The organism is Rothia sp. LK2492 (genome assembly GCF_040946345.1).
Classification (GTDB): Bacteria; Actinomycetota; Actinomycetes; order Actinomycetales; family Micrococcaceae; genus Rothia; species Rothia endophytica.
In genome coordinates this window covers 107,023-123,001 of the sequence record NZ_JAYWLX010000003.1, presented here as the reverse complement: position 1 = coordinate 123,001, position 15,979 = coordinate 107,023, and the positions used below count along the sequence as shown (strand labels likewise).

Annotated in this window: 10 protein-coding genes; 3 read left to right on the top strand and 7 right to left on the bottom strand. The window is 55.6% G+C overall.

What is annotated here, in order from left to right:
• Positions 1–71 precede the first annotated feature (71 nt).
• Positions 72–4,454, top strand: coding sequence for an ATP-dependent RNA helicase HrpA (hrpA, locus tag VVR27_RS04475; protein WP_368547241.1), 4,383 nt, complete (start codon positions 72–74; stop codon positions 4,452–4,454).
• 160 nt (positions 4,455–4,614) lie between these two features.
• Here the strand turns inward: hrpA and VVR27_RS04470 are convergent, their stop codons facing one another.
• Both VVR27_RS04470 and VVR27_RS04465 read right to left on the bottom strand, forming a co-directional pair.
• Positions 4,615–5,040, bottom strand: a complete 426-nt coding sequence (locus tag VVR27_RS04470) for an HIT family protein (RefSeq protein ID WP_368547240.1) — start codon at positions 5,038–5,040, stop codon at positions 4,615–4,617.
• 11 nt (positions 5,041–5,051) lie between these two features.
• Positions 5,052–5,702, bottom strand: a complete 651-nt coding sequence (locus VVR27_RS04465) for an MBL fold metallo-hydrolase (RefSeq protein ID WP_368547239.1) — start codon at positions 5,700–5,702, stop codon at positions 5,052–5,054.
• 174 nt (positions 5,703–5,876) lie between these two features.
• Between VVR27_RS04465 and VVR27_RS04460 the strand changes: the two genes are divergently transcribed.
• Positions 5,877–6,290, top strand: coding sequence for a Fur family transcriptional regulator (locus VVR27_RS04460; protein ID WP_368547238.1), 414 nt, complete (start codon positions 5,877–5,879; stop codon positions 6,288–6,290).
• 43 nt (positions 6,291–6,333) lie between these two features.
• Here the strand turns inward: VVR27_RS04460 and VVR27_RS04455 are convergent, their stop codons facing one another.
• The 5 genes from VVR27_RS04455 to VVR27_RS04435 form a co-directional block, all read right to left on the bottom strand.
• Positions 6,334–7,242 carry a metal ABC transporter permease gene (locus VVR27_RS04455; protein ID WP_368547237.1) on the bottom strand — a complete coding sequence of 303 codons (909 nt, stop codon included), beginning with the start codon at positions 7,240–7,242 and terminating at the stop codon, positions 6,334–6,336.
• A 2-nt stretch (positions 7,243–7,244) separates the two neighbouring features.
• Positions 7,245–8,129, bottom strand: a complete 885-nt coding sequence (locus tag VVR27_RS04450; protein WP_368547236.1) for a metal ABC transporter ATP-binding protein — start codon at positions 8,127–8,129, stop codon at positions 7,245–7,247.
• A gap of 5 nt (positions 8,130–8,134) precedes the next feature.
• Entirely contained in the window at positions 8,135–9,091 is a 957-nt protein-coding gene (locus VVR27_RS04445; RefSeq protein ID WP_368547235.1) for a metal ABC transporter substrate-binding protein, read from the bottom strand.
• 151 nt (positions 9,092–9,242) lie between these two features.
• Entirely contained in the window at positions 9,243–10,328 is a 1,086-nt protein-coding gene (locus VVR27_RS04440; protein WP_368547234.1) for a hemolysin family protein, read from the bottom strand.
• A complete protein-coding gene (locus VVR27_RS04435; protein ID WP_368547233.1) occupies positions 10,325–11,668 on the bottom strand; it encodes a hemolysin family protein in 1,344 nt (447 codons plus the stop codon). Before VVR27_RS04435 ends, VVR27_RS04440 begins: the two co-directional genes overlap by 4 nt.
• 488 nt (positions 11,669–12,156) lie before the next feature.
• Between VVR27_RS04435 and VVR27_RS04430 the strand changes: the two genes are divergently transcribed.
• The gene (locus VVR27_RS04430) at positions 12,157–15,909 is read left to right on the top strand and encodes a multifunctional oxoglutarate decarboxylase/oxoglutarate dehydrogenase thiamine pyrophosphate-binding subunit/dihydrolipoyllysine-residue succinyltransferase subunit (RefSeq protein ID WP_368547232.1); all 3,753 of its coding nucleotides are present in this window, start codon (positions 12,157–12,159) and stop codon (positions 15,907–15,909) included.
• Positions 15,910–15,979: the final 70 nt, after the last annotated feature.

The following is a 15,979-nucleotide window of genomic DNA, read 5'->3' as shown; positions in this document are numbered from 1 at the left end:
GGTACGTTCGCTCTCAACAGCAAAGCCGTCAATAGTCGCAACCTTAGCCCTGCACTAAACTTGAGGTCAGTATGTCTACTTCATCTGATTCTTCCTCAAAAACTTCTAACCTGGGTGCCCTGGCTGCTGCTATGCACGCAGCCCCCACCCGAGCGCCCGAACCAGCTCGCTCTGAAACAGCTGACAAACCGGATGCCCGCAAGCGCTCACGCCGCAAGGACGAGGGCAAACAATCCAGAGGAAACAACGATAGGGGCCGGGGCCGGCAGAATCGCCATTCACCAGGTCGCCCAGAACCTCTAGGTAAGGCCGCTCCGGTTCAGCGTCTAGTGCCCCAGACCATTACTTACCCCGAAGCCCTGCCAGTTTCAGCCCGCCGAGATGACATTATGGCAGCTATCCGCGACCACCAGGTCACCATCGTTGCAGGTGAGACTGGTTCGGGTAAAACCACCCAGCTGCCCAAGATGCTCCTAGAGCTGGGGCTAGCTGACTACGGCCTCATCGGTCATACCCAGCCCCGCCGTCTTGCAGCCCGTTCAGTGGCTGAGCGAATTGCTGAAGAGCTGGGCCAGAAAGTCGGTGAAACCGTGGGCTATCAGGTGCGTTTCACCTCTGAGGTGGGCCAGAATTCAGCGATCAAACTCATGACCGACGGTATTTTGCTGGCTGAGATTCAGCATGACCGGCTACTCAGCAAATACTCGGCAATCATCATCGATGAGGCTCACGAGCGCAGCCTCAATATTGACTTTATTCTGGGCTACCTTAAACGCATCATGCCCCAGCGTCCGGACCTCAAAATCATCATCACCTCGGCAACCATCGACCCCGAGCGCTTTGCCCGCCACTTCTCCCCCAGCTTCGTGCCCGGCGTAGGCATTGTTGATGAATCACTGAGCGCCGAAGAAAAAGAAATAGCTGAAGCAACCCTGCCTGATGACGCCCCGCCCATCATCGAGGTTTCGGGGCGCACCTACCCCGTTGAGATCCGCTACCGCCCTCTAGAGGGCACCCGCACTGGAGATGGCGGCGAAGACGATATGGATGCCGGTGACGGCTTAGAGGATGAAGACCGCGACCCTTTGGACGGCGTCCTGGATGCTATTCGTGAGCTCTCTGAAGAGGCACCCGGCGATATCCTGATTTTCTTCTCGGGCGAACGCGAAATCCGCGACGCTGAGGATGCTATCAATGACATGGTGCGCACCACCCGCCGCCTGCGAGACTACGAGGTTCTTCCCCTCTACGCCCGACTTTCTATGGCTGAGCAGCACAGGGTTTTCCGTCCCGCTGGCAGGCCCCGCATCGTCCTTGCCACCAACGTTGCCGAGACCTCACTGACAGTCCCCGGCATCAAGTACGTGATTGATACCGGAACAGCCCGCGTATCGCGCTATTCAGCCCGCACCAAGGTGCAGCGCTTGCCCATTGAACGTATTTCTCAGGCCAGTGCCAACCAGCGTTCTGGCCGCTGTGGTCGAGTCTCTGACGGTATCGCTATTCGTCTTTACTCCCAAGAGGATTTCGAAGCCCGCCCTGAGTTCACTGATCCGGAAATTCTGCGCACCAACCTGGCGGCTGTCATCCTGCAGATGACCGCCATCGGCGTGGTCAAGACCCCGGCAGATATCTCGGTATTCCCCTTCGTACAGCCTCCCGACAGCCGCGCCATCAATGATGGTGTTAACCTTCTGCGTGAGCTAGGTGCTCTTCGTGAGGCTGGAGCACAGGCAGGGAGGGGGCAGGGGCGCCGCGGCCCTGGGTCACCGCTGACCGCAGCGGGGCGGGCCATGGCTGCTCTGCCCGTTGATCCGAGGCTTGCCCGCATGATCGTTGAGGCGTCCAAGCGCGGGGTAGCTAAAGAAATGATGGTGCTGGCCGCTGCCCTGACCATCCAGGACCCCCGCGAGCGCCCGTCAGATAAACGCGGCGAAGCTGATGCTCTGCACAAGCGTTACCTGGATGAGAAATCTGACTTTTCTAGCTTCTTGTTGCTCTGGCAACATATCAATGAGAAGCAGAATGAGCTCTCTTCTAGCCAGTTCCGCAAGATGTGTCACCGAGAATTCCTCAACTACTTGCGTATCAGGGAGTGGCAGGATCTTTTTGCTCAGCTACGCGAAATTGGGCGCGGAGCCGGTATCAGCGTTAGTGGTGGTCGTGACATCGACCCGGCGGCTCATGAGGAGGCAGTGCACAAGTCTCTGCTGACCGGTCTGCTCTCCCACATCGGTATTCAGGATGAAACTAACCGGCACGAATACCGCGGTGCCCGTGGCACCCGTTTCGCAATTTTCCCCGGTTCCGGTCTCTTCAAGAAAAACCCGGAGTGGCTAGTCTCAGCTGAACTGGTTGAAACCAGCCGGCTCTGGGCGCGAGTCAACGCTGAAATCCAGCCTGAATGGGTCGAAGAATTAGCTGCCCACTTGGTCAAACGTCAGTATTCTGACCCCCATTGGTCTGCTAAGCAGGGTGCGGTTCTGGCTCATGAGAAGGTCACTCTTTTTGGAGTGCCTATTATCGCTGACCGCCGGGTTCAATACTGGCGTATTGATCCGGTAGCTGCCCGCGAGATGTTCATTCGTTCGGCTCTGGTCGAGGGTGACTGGTCTACCCGTCACCGGTTCTTCGCCCGCAATCAGAAGGCCCTGGCCGAGGTTGAGGAGCTGGAGGCCCGCCTGCGCCGCCGCGACCTTCGAGTAGATGACCAGACCCTTTTTGACTTCTACGATGCCCGCATCCCCGCTGATGTCGTGTCTGAGCGCCACTTTGACCGTTGGTGGAAGGAAGAGCGCACCAAAAACGAGCACCTGCTCGATTTCAACCCCGAGCACCTCATTGATGAAGAGGCGGCCGACTACGATGATTCCCTCTTCCCGCGCACCTGGCAGGTAGCCACCAGCGGCGGAGAGCTTTCCCTTGACCTACGGTATGAGTTTGCGCCCTCAGTTTCTATAGGTGGGGTTCGCTCTTCGCAGGCGCAGACCGATGGCATCGCAGTTCAGGTGCCGGTGCTCTTCTTAGGCCAGCTGGAGCCTGCCCCCTTTGAATGGCTCATCCCGGGCCTGCGCGAGGAGCTGGTCACCGCCCTCATTAAGTCTCTGCCCAAACAGGTTCGTAAAAACTTTGTGCCGGCCCCGGACGTCGCCCGTCAGGCGGTTAACAAGCTGACCGAAGAATTTTCACCGCTCACCGACAGCCTCACTGAGGCGCTTGCTTTAGCTTTGCGCCGTTTGCGCGGGCACGTGGTTGACCCGGAAGACTTCAACTGGGACGCTGTGCCCGATCACCTTCGTTTCACCTTCCAGGTACGCAACCACAGAAACAAAATTTTGGGTGAGGGCAAGAACCTCAAAGATTTGCAGGCAAACCTGCACACTGAGATTCGTTCAGCCCTGGCCGCGTCACTGGGGGCATCCCCTGAGACTCTTGGAGCCATGCAAGCGATGGCGGGTGGAAAGAAGAAAGGTGCGCCGGGTCAGGTCTCTGCTCAGGGCACACCGGATGTCAGACCCGCACTCACCTTGAAGGGCACCGGGGGCAGTGCGTCCGGGTCAAAGACTCAAGCAGTCCGCGAAGTCTCCGGGCTAACTAGCTGGCCCGATGCAGACCTCCCCCGCAAGATTGAGCGGGTTATCGCTACCCAGACGGTGGCGGGCTACCCCGCCTTAGTTGATGAAGGTACTAGCGTTGCGGTTCGCATTTTTCCCACCGAGGCTGAGGCTTTGCGCGCCCAGCGCGGTGGTGTGATTCGTCTGCTCAAGCTGGGTACCCCGTCGCCCGAACGTTATGTGAGTGATCACCTCAATAATCGTGAGAAGCTCATCTTTACCCAGAACCCCCACGGTTCCATCGATGAGCTGATTAGCGACTGCACGGTTGCGGCCATTGACCAGCTGATTCCGGCAAACCCGCCCTTTACCAAGGATGAGTACACGGAGCTTTTCAACACGGTAAGAGCTGAACTGATTGATACGGTCTTCATCATTACCAAACTAGTGGCAGATATCCTCAGCGAGGCAGCCGCCGTGCGCAAGCTCATCAAGAAAAGCACCTCCTTGGCAGTCATCCACGCTATGGGCGATCTGAAGGGCCAGCTTGAGCATCTGATTTACCCCGGTTTCGTGGCAGCTACGGGTGCAGCCCAGCTACACCATCTGCCCCGATACCTGACCGCTATGCGCAAACGCCTCGAAAAGTTAGGGCCCAATGTGAACCGGGACAACCAGCTGATGCTCACGGTACAGAACCTTGAGGATGCCTACGACAAGGCGGTCAAGTCCCTGCCCGCTGGGCTATCCGCCAGTCCTGAGCTGGAGCAGGTCGGCTGGATGATTGAGGAGCTACGCGTCAGCTTCTTCGCCCAAGATTTAGGCACCGCTTACACGGTTTCGGAGAAGCGAATCTCCAAAGCGCTGCGCGAAGCCCTAAACGCCATGAAGAACAGCTAAAAAGAGGGGGCGTTGCAGACGAGCTCATAGCCGACTGGCTGTGTCTGGCGTGAATTGCGGGGCAGGTTCTAGAGGAAAAGAATCTTTTCAGTAGTGACTGTCCCGCAAGAGGGTTAGTCGGTGAGAGCTCGTCCGCAATGCCCCTCTAAGACATTACTGCTTAGTCAGCTACGAACTCCCCGTAGCCTAGCTCGCGTAGAGCTTCGCGGAGCTTGGCTGCGGCCTCGTCCATAGCGGCGGCGTCCGGGTTGCGGTTGGCCTGCTCAAAAGTGAATTCACTTTGGTGCTGGGAGGGCCAGACGTGGATGTGGGTGTGGGGCACGTCGAAGCCCGCGATAATCATGCCAACCCGCTGGGGGTCAAAGGCTTTTTGCAGGCCCTCAGACACCTTGTGGACTACGCCAAAGACGTGGCTGGCAAGATCTTGGGGCATATCAACCCAATGGTCAATTTCCTCGCGAGGAACCACCAAGGTGTGACCGTACTGAAAGGGTTCGATGGTGAAGAAGGCGACTGTCTTTTCGTCCTGCCAAATTACGCGGCCAGGGATTTCGCCCTTCATAATCATGGTGAAAACGGTGCTCATGGCTACTCTTTCTAAATACTGACTGAGGTACCCGCGGGCAGGTACTCAAATTCGGTGCCGTATTTTTTACCAAAGTTGGTGGCGTGACCAACAATCATATTTTTGCCATTCTCTGCCAGCAGGGAATCGTGAATCTGGAATGCTTTCTGAGCCCGCACAGCAATGATGAAGTCGATTACCTCAGAAATCTTATTCCAGGGCGCGTGGATAGGGACCAGCAGAGTTTTGACCTCGATGCCGTGAGGAACCACGAAGGAGTCACCCGGGTGAAAGAGGTTATCATCGATGAGATAACCAACGTTGTCAATCACAGGTAGCAGAGGGTGGATCACCGCGTGCTGGCCGCCAAAGGTCTTGATGGTGAAGCCTGACAGCTCTAGCTGACCGTCAGCGGTGACGGCAGTTGCCGCGGCATCGGGCAGGGCTTTTTTGACGGTATCAACAACAGCAGCTGGCGCGTGCAGGGTTACCTCGGTGTTCTTTGTGAGAAAGGCGAGGACCTTCTCTTCATCAAAGTGGTCGGGGTGAACGTGAGTGATGAGAATGTGCTGTGCGCCTTCCAAAGCCTCTTCCACCTCTGAGAAGCCACCGGGGTCAAGCACCAGTACGGTATCGTGATCTTCGAGACGGACGCAGGAGTGGGTATATTTGGTAAGTTTCATATCTCTACCCTAGTAGTTTCGACGGTCACACAACAGCTGTGGGTGCCTGCCGGTGTTATTTTGTCCTGGGGTGAACGGGGCCTCCCTCCCCTGCCGGTGAACTGAGCAACTTGGATGGCTCTGCAAGGTTATTATGGACTGTAAAGCAAGATGACTTCTACCGAAAGAGGGCCAATGGCGACCACCGCGCAGAAAACTACCGAGGTGCGTAACACAAAGCAACGACGCGCGGTAGCCGCTACCCTCGATACTCTCGAAGATTTTATTTCAGCTCAGGATTTGCACCAGCTTATGGTCTCCAGGGGCGACTCAGTTTCTCTTGCGACGACCTACAGAATTCTTCAGTCTATGCTCTCTGCTGGCGAAGTGGAGTCCCTCAAGACAGAGGAGGGTGAGGCTATCTACCGCCGTTGCGAGTCTGAGCACCATCATCACCATTTACTCTGCCGGGTGTGCGGTGCGGCGGTTGAGTTTGAGGTCCCCCAGCTTGAGGACTGGACCCTAAAAATCGCTGGCGAACACGGCTACACCGAGGTCAACCACACTATCGAAATTACCGGCGTGTGTGGCAACTGTTCAGCTGGTTAGATATAAAAAGCCCGCTCTAAAATGAGCGGGCTTTTTCATCCCCTTATGCGGCGGGGGCGTGCTGAATTTCCTTGGTCTGTGCACGTCCTGAGGCGCTGTGGCGCTGACGTACAGCGCGGATTACTCTGCAGACCACGAAGGTAAAGAAGGAAATGCTGGTGACGTAGGGGCTAATGGGAAGGGACCCAGCCAGTGCCAGCATGATGCCACCCACCATTGCAATCTCAGCGAAAATCACGGAAAGAATCAGGGCTTTGAGGGGGGACGCTGTTACCTGCAGGGCAGCTGCAGCGGGAGTAATCAGTAGGGCAAGAACCAGCAGGGAGCCCACTACCTGAACTGAAAGAGCGGTGGCAATACCCAGAACAATCATGAAGGCAAGAGAAAGCGTGCGAAGCGGCACGCCTTTTGCCCGAGCTACTACCGGATCAAGCGAAGCGAACATGAGGGGACGCCACATGAGGGCCAGGACTCCAACAATGACGATTGCACCTATGATCATGGTGGTGAGCTGTGCGGAGTCTACCGAAACAATTTGACCGGTTAGCAGCGAGAATTTGTTGGCAGCTCGGCCTGAGTAAAGAGAGAGGAAAAGGATACCCAGCCCCAACCCAAAAGGCATGAGAGCTCCAATCACAGAATCATTTTCGTGGGCTTTTGAGCCCATGAGTGCTATCAGTAGAGCTGAGGCAATGGATCCCACCAGCGAACCGGTGACCACGTTATAGCCCAACAGGAGAAATAGTGCAGCGCCAGCAAAGGACATCTCTGCGATGGCGTGAACGGCAAAGGCGTGCCGGCGCATCATGACAAAGATACCCACAAAGCCACCGATAACGCCCAGCACAGCACCGGCAAAAATTGACTGGTGCAGCAGTACCACCAGCTCACCGTAGCGATCGAAGACAAAGACTTCCGAGAGGAAATCTGTAAAAGTAATGTTGAGTTGCACAGCTATGCACTCCGATCGGAGGTGACGGGGCGGTGTATTTCATTGATGTGGGGCCCATGAATCAGGTCTTGGCCCTGAATACTGCAGTGATGGTCTTTTTCAGAGTGTTCCCCGCCTACCACAACATAGTGTCCGTTGGTGTGAAGGACAGAAACAGGTGTTTGGTAAAGATCGGTGAGCACCTCAGAGCGCATGACCTCTTCTACGGTCCCTACGGTGAAACGTCCGCCGGCCAAGTAAAGCACCCGGTCAACGTGTTCAATAATCGGGTTGATTTCGTGGGTCACAAAGATGACCGTGGCGTTGTGTTCACGGTTGTAGCGGTGGATCAGCTCAGATACAGCGTACTGATGGTTGAGGTCCAGCGATAGCAGAGCTTCATCAGCCAGCAGAATCTGGGGGTCGTTAGCAAGAGACTGGGCTATCCGCAGACGTTGTTGCTCACCTCCAGAAAGAAGACCGATGGGTACGTTAGCGTACTCAGTGGCTCCCACAGCTTCCAGCAGTTCATCCACTTTCGCCCGGTAATTCTTTCGATTCAGGCGGAAGCCCCAACGGTGGCCGTCCACCCCGAGCCCCACAAAATCTCTAGACCGGAGCGGTGTCTCAGAACCGATTGCTCGTTGCTGAGGCACGTAGCCAATCCCAGAGTTTCCAAGGTGGGCAGGTCTACCGAGCACCATCATGCTCCCCGAGCTGAGGGTAGTCAGCCCCAAGACCGTTTTGATGAACGTGGACTTACCCGACCCATTGGGCCCGAGCACTGCAAAGTACTCGCCCTGTTGGATCTCAAGATCAAGATTTTGCCAGAGGGCTCGGTGGCCAAACGAAAGCCCGCCCCCGCGTACTTTTACGGCAGGGGCGAGCTTAGATGGAGTAGAAGACATAGGTTTTATGCTACTGCCTTTTCAATATTTTCGATGTTGCCTGTCATCCACTGCACATAGTTTTGGCCCTCGGGCAAAGTTTCCGAGAAGGAGGCAGTGGGTACGTTCACGCTGGTTGCAAAGTCCCAGATTTCTTTGGTCTGAGCTGTCTGGGTCTGTTCGTTGAAAGCTAGTAGGTCAGTCTGCTGACCGGTCAGCACATCTTTTGCTTCCTGCATAGTGAGCGGGGCGATGTCGCTGTCGGTTTCAACGGCCGCTACCAAATCATTGGGGGTGACATCGGTGTAGCCGGCGTCCTCAAGGAGGTAACCTGGCACGGGCTCTGTAGCCAGGTAGTTACGTTCTTGAGTGGCTAGCGCCTGGGTTCGCTCCAGTAACCCTTCGAGTTCAGTGACTAGCGCAGACGCCCCGTCGCGGTAACTCTGGGCATTCTCAGTATCAAGGGTTGCGAGGTCTTCTGCTACCTGGTTGGTCACCTTTATCATGGAGTCCAGGTCATACCAAACATGTTCATTGTAGGTGTGCGCGTGCTCATGTTCGGCTTCTTCACCTTCGTGATGTGCATGCTCCTCGTTGATGTGTGCCAGCTCTTCTTCATCAAACAGCTCGGACACTTCCACTGCATTTATGATGATCTGTTCTTTGTTATCGGAGCCCGCCATCTCTTCAAGGAAAGTGTCATACCCGCCGCCGTTGAGGACCACTAGGTCAGCATCTTTCACGGTAAGACGGTCGGAGCTGGTTGCTTCGTAGGAGTGGGGGTCTACTGCGGTTGAGGCAATGATGGGCGTTACTTCTACATGATTACCGGCAATCTGGGTGACGAGGTCAGCATAAACGTCGGTGGTGGTGACAACTTTAAGGGTGCCGTCATCGGCAGTAATGCTGTCGCTGGCTCCGCATGCTGAAAGCATCAAAGTTGCTGCTGATAGGAGGGAGATTGCGCGTAGAGCCTTTTTCATCGTTTCCTCGTCTTCTACGTTAGGTTGTTTTAATTCACCCTAGAGTAAATGCGAATCATTCGCAAACGAATGTCAGATGCTTTGGGCCACAGAAAAGGTGGCACCACCGCCCATCGCGGTGCCACCACCTTTTCTACGGCAGAGCCATTATTTAGTCACCAGCGCGGCGTGATGCCGCCTCTTCCCTGCGACGCACGTGGTCTTGTGTGGTGTCCTTAATTTCACCCACCAGCTCCTCGATCACATCTTCAAGGAAGATCACACCCACGCTCTTGCCTTGAGCATCGACCACGTGCGATACGTGGGCGCGGTTGCGTTGCATGGTAGCCAGTGCATCGTCAATCTCAGTTTCAGGCCTCACAATGGGCATAGGGCGTAGTTTGCTCCAGGCAATAGGCTGGCTTACCCTCTCCCCGTCGTAGGCAAGTGCATCCTTAATATGCAGGTAGCCCATGTAGGTGCCGTCTGCAGGATCTTGCATGACGAATCGGGAGTAGCCGGTCTGCGCCACAGCCTTTTCAAGGTCCAGTGGAGTGCAGGGGAAGTTCATAGTGACCAGGCGATCGCGTCCCACCATAATTTCTTTTACGGATTTTGTACTGAACTCTAGCGCCCCAGAAAGTACACCCGAACCATCATCAACGGTGCCTTCAGCGGTGGACTGAGCCACGATGCTTTGCAGCTCATCCAGGGTGAAAGTTGATGACACTTCAGCTTTAGGCTCTACTTTCATTAGCCTCAGGGCGTGATCAGCAATCCAGTTCAGCAAACCAACGAGAGGTTTGAGTAGCTGAGAAAGAGTTACCAAGGAAGGTGCAATCACTAGAGCACTGCCTTGAGCGGCCATTGAGACGGCCATGTTTTTGGGCACCATCTCACCGAAAATAACGTGGAGGTAGGTCACCAAAATGAGTGCGAAGGCAAAGGCCAAACCACTGGCTAGTTCATAGGGAATGCCCATATTCTCAAGGGGGCCAGCTACCAGGTGATGGATGGCAGGTTCTGAAACATTCAGAATGAGCAAAGAGCATACGGTGATACCCAACTGGCAGGTTGCCAGCATGAGGGACACATTTTCAAGTGCGTAGAGCACTTTGACTGCACGCTTGTTTCCCGTAGCCGCGAGTGGTTCTATTTGCGAACGCCTGGTCGCCATGATGGCAAACTCCGCACCCACGAAATAGGCATTACCTGCTAGCAGTACAAAGAGTAAGGCTATTGCTACCCAGTCGTTCATGCCTGCGCCTTCTTTCGGTCAGTATCGGCGAGGTTTTCAGCCGGGTGAGGAGTGTAGCGGATGCGGTCGATGCGGCGCTGTTCCATCTTTTCAATTTTAAGTGTTCCACCGGGGAGGGGCAGTACATCCCCGGTCTCGGGAATCCTGCCCAGTCGGTCCATCATGAAGCCGCCCATGGTTTCGTACGCGGGATCGTCTTCAATATCTAGAACGTTGATGTACTCGTTGATTTCATCCGGTCTCAATAGTCCAGAGAAGATGTAGTCGCCGTTTCCTACTCTAAGAGGTCGGCTGTCTAACGAGTTGGTGTCGTGTTCATCGGACACCTCGCCGACGATTTCTTCCACTAGATCTTCGAGGGTAGTGATACCGGCGGTTCCGCCATACTCATCGAGCACTACAGCCAGCTGCAGAGCACCTTCGCGCAATTGAACAATCAGGGAGTCGAGGTGGACTGTTTCAGGCACCTGTAGAACATCTTCCATGAGAGCGCCAGCTTCTAGAGAGTCACGGCGCTCTACGGGCACGCCGACCGCTTTTTTAACGTGAACAACACCCACGATGTTGTCCTGGTCTTCACGGTAGAGAGGAAAGCGGGAATGCCCAGTGGTGCGCGCTAGGTCAATCACATCGCTCACCGGGGCAATATCTTCAAGCATGATGACCTTGCGGCGAGGAGTCATCACGTCTGCTGCGGTTAGCTCAGAGAAGGAAAGGGTTTTATCCACGAATCGGGCGGTATCTGAGTCCAGAGTTCCGAGGTCTGCTGAGCGACGCACCATGGATGATAGTTCCTCAGGTGAGCGGGCGGCAGACAGTTCCTCTTTGGCCTCCATGCCAAAGCGGTGAAGAATCCAGTTAGCCGAGCCGTTAGCTGAACGGACGATAGGACCCATGATCTTGGTAAAGAGCAACTGAGCGGGTGCTAGAACCCTCGCTACACGATAGGCTTCAGCGATAGCTAGGTTTTTGGGGATTAGCTCACCAATAATCATGGAAAGCAGGGTTGCAAAAATCATCGCGCCCACCAGTGAGATTAGCCGGGCCGCACTCTCGGAGAAACCCCACGAGGAGATAGTGTCGGTTGTTAGAGACTGCAGTGCACTGTCCAGGGTATAACCGGTCAGCAGGGTGGTGATGGTGATACCGAGCTGACAACTGGAGAGCTGAGTCGACAGGGACTTGAGGCAGGCTAGAACTTTAGCTCCAGCTTTATCGCCGCGTTCAATTTCTTGTCGAACCTTGGTTTGGTCCAGTGCTACCAGAGCGAATTCGACCGCTACAAAAAAACCGGTGCCCAGGATGAGCAGAAGACCGAAGATGAGAAGAAGCCATTCCACTAGATTGCCACCCCTTGAGTTTCCGCCATCCTGAGAGCGGATGTAGACTTCGAAGCGGTCAGGGTCTGGGAGGTGAGCGTGAAGGCTCTAACCTCGTAAGGCCGCATATCAGAGCAGCAACTATAAGGATCGTCCATGGTGTTTTATTCTATCTAAATTTGTGGAGGCTTGCACGGTCAAGAGCCGAGTTCTCTGATTGCGAAAGATGTTAGATGAGCGACTCTGCACCCGTTGAGTTTCCACCAAAATGCGCCTTAAAGGTGACCTTGTTGGTCATTTTGATCCCACGTTAATAAAGCTTTCACCTGAAAATATTGAACGCTACGTGTCACATACCGTTCGCCGTGTTGGACGTATGGCCTTATCACTTCTAAACTGTACAAAGATATGCATTACATCACGCACCCAATGGAGTGTGCGATGAACTCGCAGGCGCGCCAGTCGGTGCGTTAACTGTAATCACAAGAGATGGAAGAGGCGTAAGTCCAGTGCCAAACCAGTCAGAGCGCACAGTACCCGAAGAGTTCGCGGGTAACGAATGGCTTGTCGAAGAGCTTTTTGAGAAGTTCGAGACAGACCGAAACTCGGTCGATGAAAAATGGTGGCCTCTCTTTGATCAGTGGGCTGGCACCGGCGCTAGCTCTGAAACCGATCAGAAGTCAGCCTCTATAGAGGAGATGCCCGACACTGTTTCCCCCGGCCCAGAGACCGTAGCCAAGGCTGAAAAGTCTGGTTCAGCGGTTCTTCCTGCGGCTCAGGAATCTAAGCCTGCCACTCAGCAGCCGGTGGCAAAGTCCGCTACTGCCCCCTCCAAGGAAACTTCTCAGAGACCTGCGAAGGCGCCCGAAGCACCGGAAGAGGATAAGGTCGTAACCCTCCGCGGGCCAGCTAAGGCTGTAGCCACCAATATGGATGAGTCCCTGAGCGTCCCTACCGCCACCACGGTGCGCGCGATTCCCGCCAAGCTTCTCATCGATAACCGCACTGAGATTAACAGCTACCTCACTAGAACTCGTGGTGGCAAGGTTTCCTTTACCCACATCATCGGATACGCCATCATTCGCGCCCTGGCGAACTTCCCCTCCATGAATGTCAGTTACGGCGAGGACGCCAAGGGCAAGCCTGCAGCTATCCAGCATGCTCACGTCAACTTTGGCCTGGCCATTGACCTTCCTCGCCCTGACGGTTCCCGCAACCTGGTCGTTCCCAACATCAAGGGAGCTGAGAAACTTTCCTTCTCAGAGTTCTGGAATGAATACAACGACATCGTTAAGCGTGGACGCAATGGGGAGCTGAGCGTCGAAGACTTCAAGGGCACCACTGTTTCACTGACTAATCCCGGCGGTATCGGTACCGTCCACTCGGTCCCCCGCCTTTCAAAGGGTCAAGCCGCGATTATCGGCGCAGGTGCATTGGACTACCCCGCTGAATACCGCGGCACCTCAGAGAAGGTCATTGCCCGCAATGGCGTCTCCAAGATCCTGACTCTCACCTCCACCTATGACCACCGCGTCATCCAGGGTGCTGGCTCGGGTGAATTCCTTAAGACCGTTGAGCACTACCTCTTGGGTGGAGATGGCTTTTACGACCAGATTTTCCAGGATCTTCGCATCCCCTTTGAACCGGTCCGCTGGGCCCGTGATAACCAGGTAAACCCTGAGTCAGAGGTCTCCAAGGTTGCCCGCATCCAGCAGCTGATTCACGCTTACCGCGTGCGCGGTCACCTGGTCGCCCAGACCAATCCCATCGGCTACGAGATGCTCTCCCACCCCGACCTGCGCCTAGAAAACTACGGCCTTACTCTTTGGGATCTGGATCGCCACTGGCCTACCGGTGGCTTCGGTGAGAAGGAAACTCTGGCTCTGCGCACCATCTTGGAGCTGCTGCGTGAGGCCTACACCGGAACCCTGGGTGTGGAGTACATGTACATCGAAACCCCAGCGGAGCGCGCCTGGTTCCAGGAGCGCCTAGAGCACGGCTACACCAAGCCCAGCCGTGATGAGCAGTTCCGCGTTCTTGGCACCCTCAATGCTGCTGAGGCCTTCGAAACTTTCTTGCAGACCAAATACCTTGGCCAGAAGCGCTTCTCACTAGAGGGCGGTGAATCCCTGATCCCTCTTCTGGATTCAGTGATTTCTGAAGCAGCGGACGCCGGCCTTAACGGTGTTGGTATTGGCATGGCTCACCGCGGTCGTCTCAACGTGTTGACCAACATTGCCGGTAAGTCCTATGCCCAGATTTTCCGTGAGTTCGAGGGTCAGATGGACCCCCGCCTCACCGGCGGCTCTGGCGATGTGAAGTACCATCTGGGCACTGAAGGTCTCTTCACCTCCCACAACGGTAACCAGACACAGGTCTACCTGGCAGCTAACCCCTCCCACCTCGAAGCGGTCAACACTGTGCTTGAAGGCATCGTCCGCGCAAAGCAGGATGCTCTGGCTGAGCAGGGTGTGGGCGGCTACCCCGTTCTTCCTATCCTGGTTCACGGCGATGCAGCTTTTGCTGGCCAGGGTATTGTTATGGAAACCCTGCAGATGTCAAAGCTGGACGGCTTCACCACTGGCGGCACCGTTCACATTGTGGTTAACAACCAGGTTGGCTTCACTACCACTCCCCGTGAAGGACGCACCGCCACCTATTCCACCGATATCGCTCGTATGATTCAGGCTCCTGTTCTGCATGTCAATGCAGATGACCCCGAGGCCGTCGTCCGCGCAGGCGCCATCGCTTTTGAGTACCGCCAGGCCTTCAATAAAGATGTCGTCATTGACCTGGTGTGCTACCGCCGCCGCGGTCACAACGAGGCTGATGATCCCTCGATGACCCAGCCCAAGATGTACCAGCAGATTGAGCAGATTCCTTCTACCCGCAAGATTTACACCGAGGCCCTGGTTGGCCGTGGTGACATTACCAAGGAAGAAGCTGAGCGCGTACTGCGTGACTACCAGGGACGCTTGGAGCAGATCTTTACCGAGACCCACGAGGCTCAGTCCTCATCTGCTCCGCTGGTGACCGCTGACGCCGCTGCTGTTTCGAACATTGAGCGTCCTGCTGCCCAGCAGAATGAAGACTCTGTTCAGGTGGCAGGTTCGACGGCAATTTCACCTGAAGTTCTCGCACAGATCGGTCAGGCTTTCGGCAATGTGCCTGAAGGCTTTACCGTGCACAAGAAGCTTAAGAAGCTCCTTGAACAGCGTATAGCGATGTCGACTGAAGGTGGCATCAACTGGGGCTTCGGCGAGCTTGCTGCCTTCGCTTCCCTGCTTCTTGAGGGTAAGAATGTTCGTTTGACCGGTCAGGACGTTCAGCGCGGCACCTTCGTGCAACGTCACTCTGTCCTGCACGATAGCGTGACCGATGAAGAGTGGAACCCGTTGCAGAACCTCTCACCCACCCAGGGTAAGTACACCATCTACAACTCCTTCCTCTCGGAATACGGTGTAGTGGGCTTCGAGTACGGCTACTCCGTTGAACGCCCCGACTCATTAGTGCTCTGGGAAGCTCAGTTCGGTGACTTCGCAAATGGTGCGCAGACCATCGTTGATGAGTTCATCTCATCGGCAGAGCAGAAATGGGCTCAGCGCTCATCCCTCGTGTTGCTCCTTCCCCACGGCTTTGAAGGCCAGGGCCCGGACCATTCATCTGCCCGTATGGAGCGTTATCTGCAGCTGTGCGCTGAGAACAACATGACGGTAGCTGTGCCCTCCACCCCGGCGTCCTACTTCCACCTATTGCGGCGCCAGGCACACTCACGCCCCCATAAGCCCCTCATTATGATTACTCCTAAACAGCTTCTGCGTCTCAAAGCGGCGGCTTCCTCCGTGGAGGACTTCACTCAGGGCAGCTTCAAGCCGGTCATCGAGGATCAAGCTAACCTGTCGCCCAACGAGGTAACCAACCTGGTCTTCGTTTCGGGCCGCCTCTACTACGATCTTGAAGCAGAGCGAGCTAAGCGCAAGGACCAGAGCACCGCCCTGGTACGAGTAGAGCAGCTCTACCCGCTGCCGGTAGCAGAGATCAAAGAGCAGATTGCAAACTACCCCAACGCAGAGCTTGTGTGGGCTCAGGATGAGCCGGCCAACCAGGGTCAGTGGCCTTTCATGGCGCTGAACCTTATGCCTCTGGTGGATTATAAGATTCGTCTTATCTCGCGTCCTGCCGCGGCGTCCCCCGCTGCTGGTACCGGTAAGCGCCACCAGCGCGAGCTTGATAACCTCATTTCAGAGGTCTTCGACCGCTAAATGCTAGGCACAGAGGAGGACGGGCGGCCAGCCTTTGCGAGGTGGCCGCCCGTTTTCTGTCTCTTGTGCA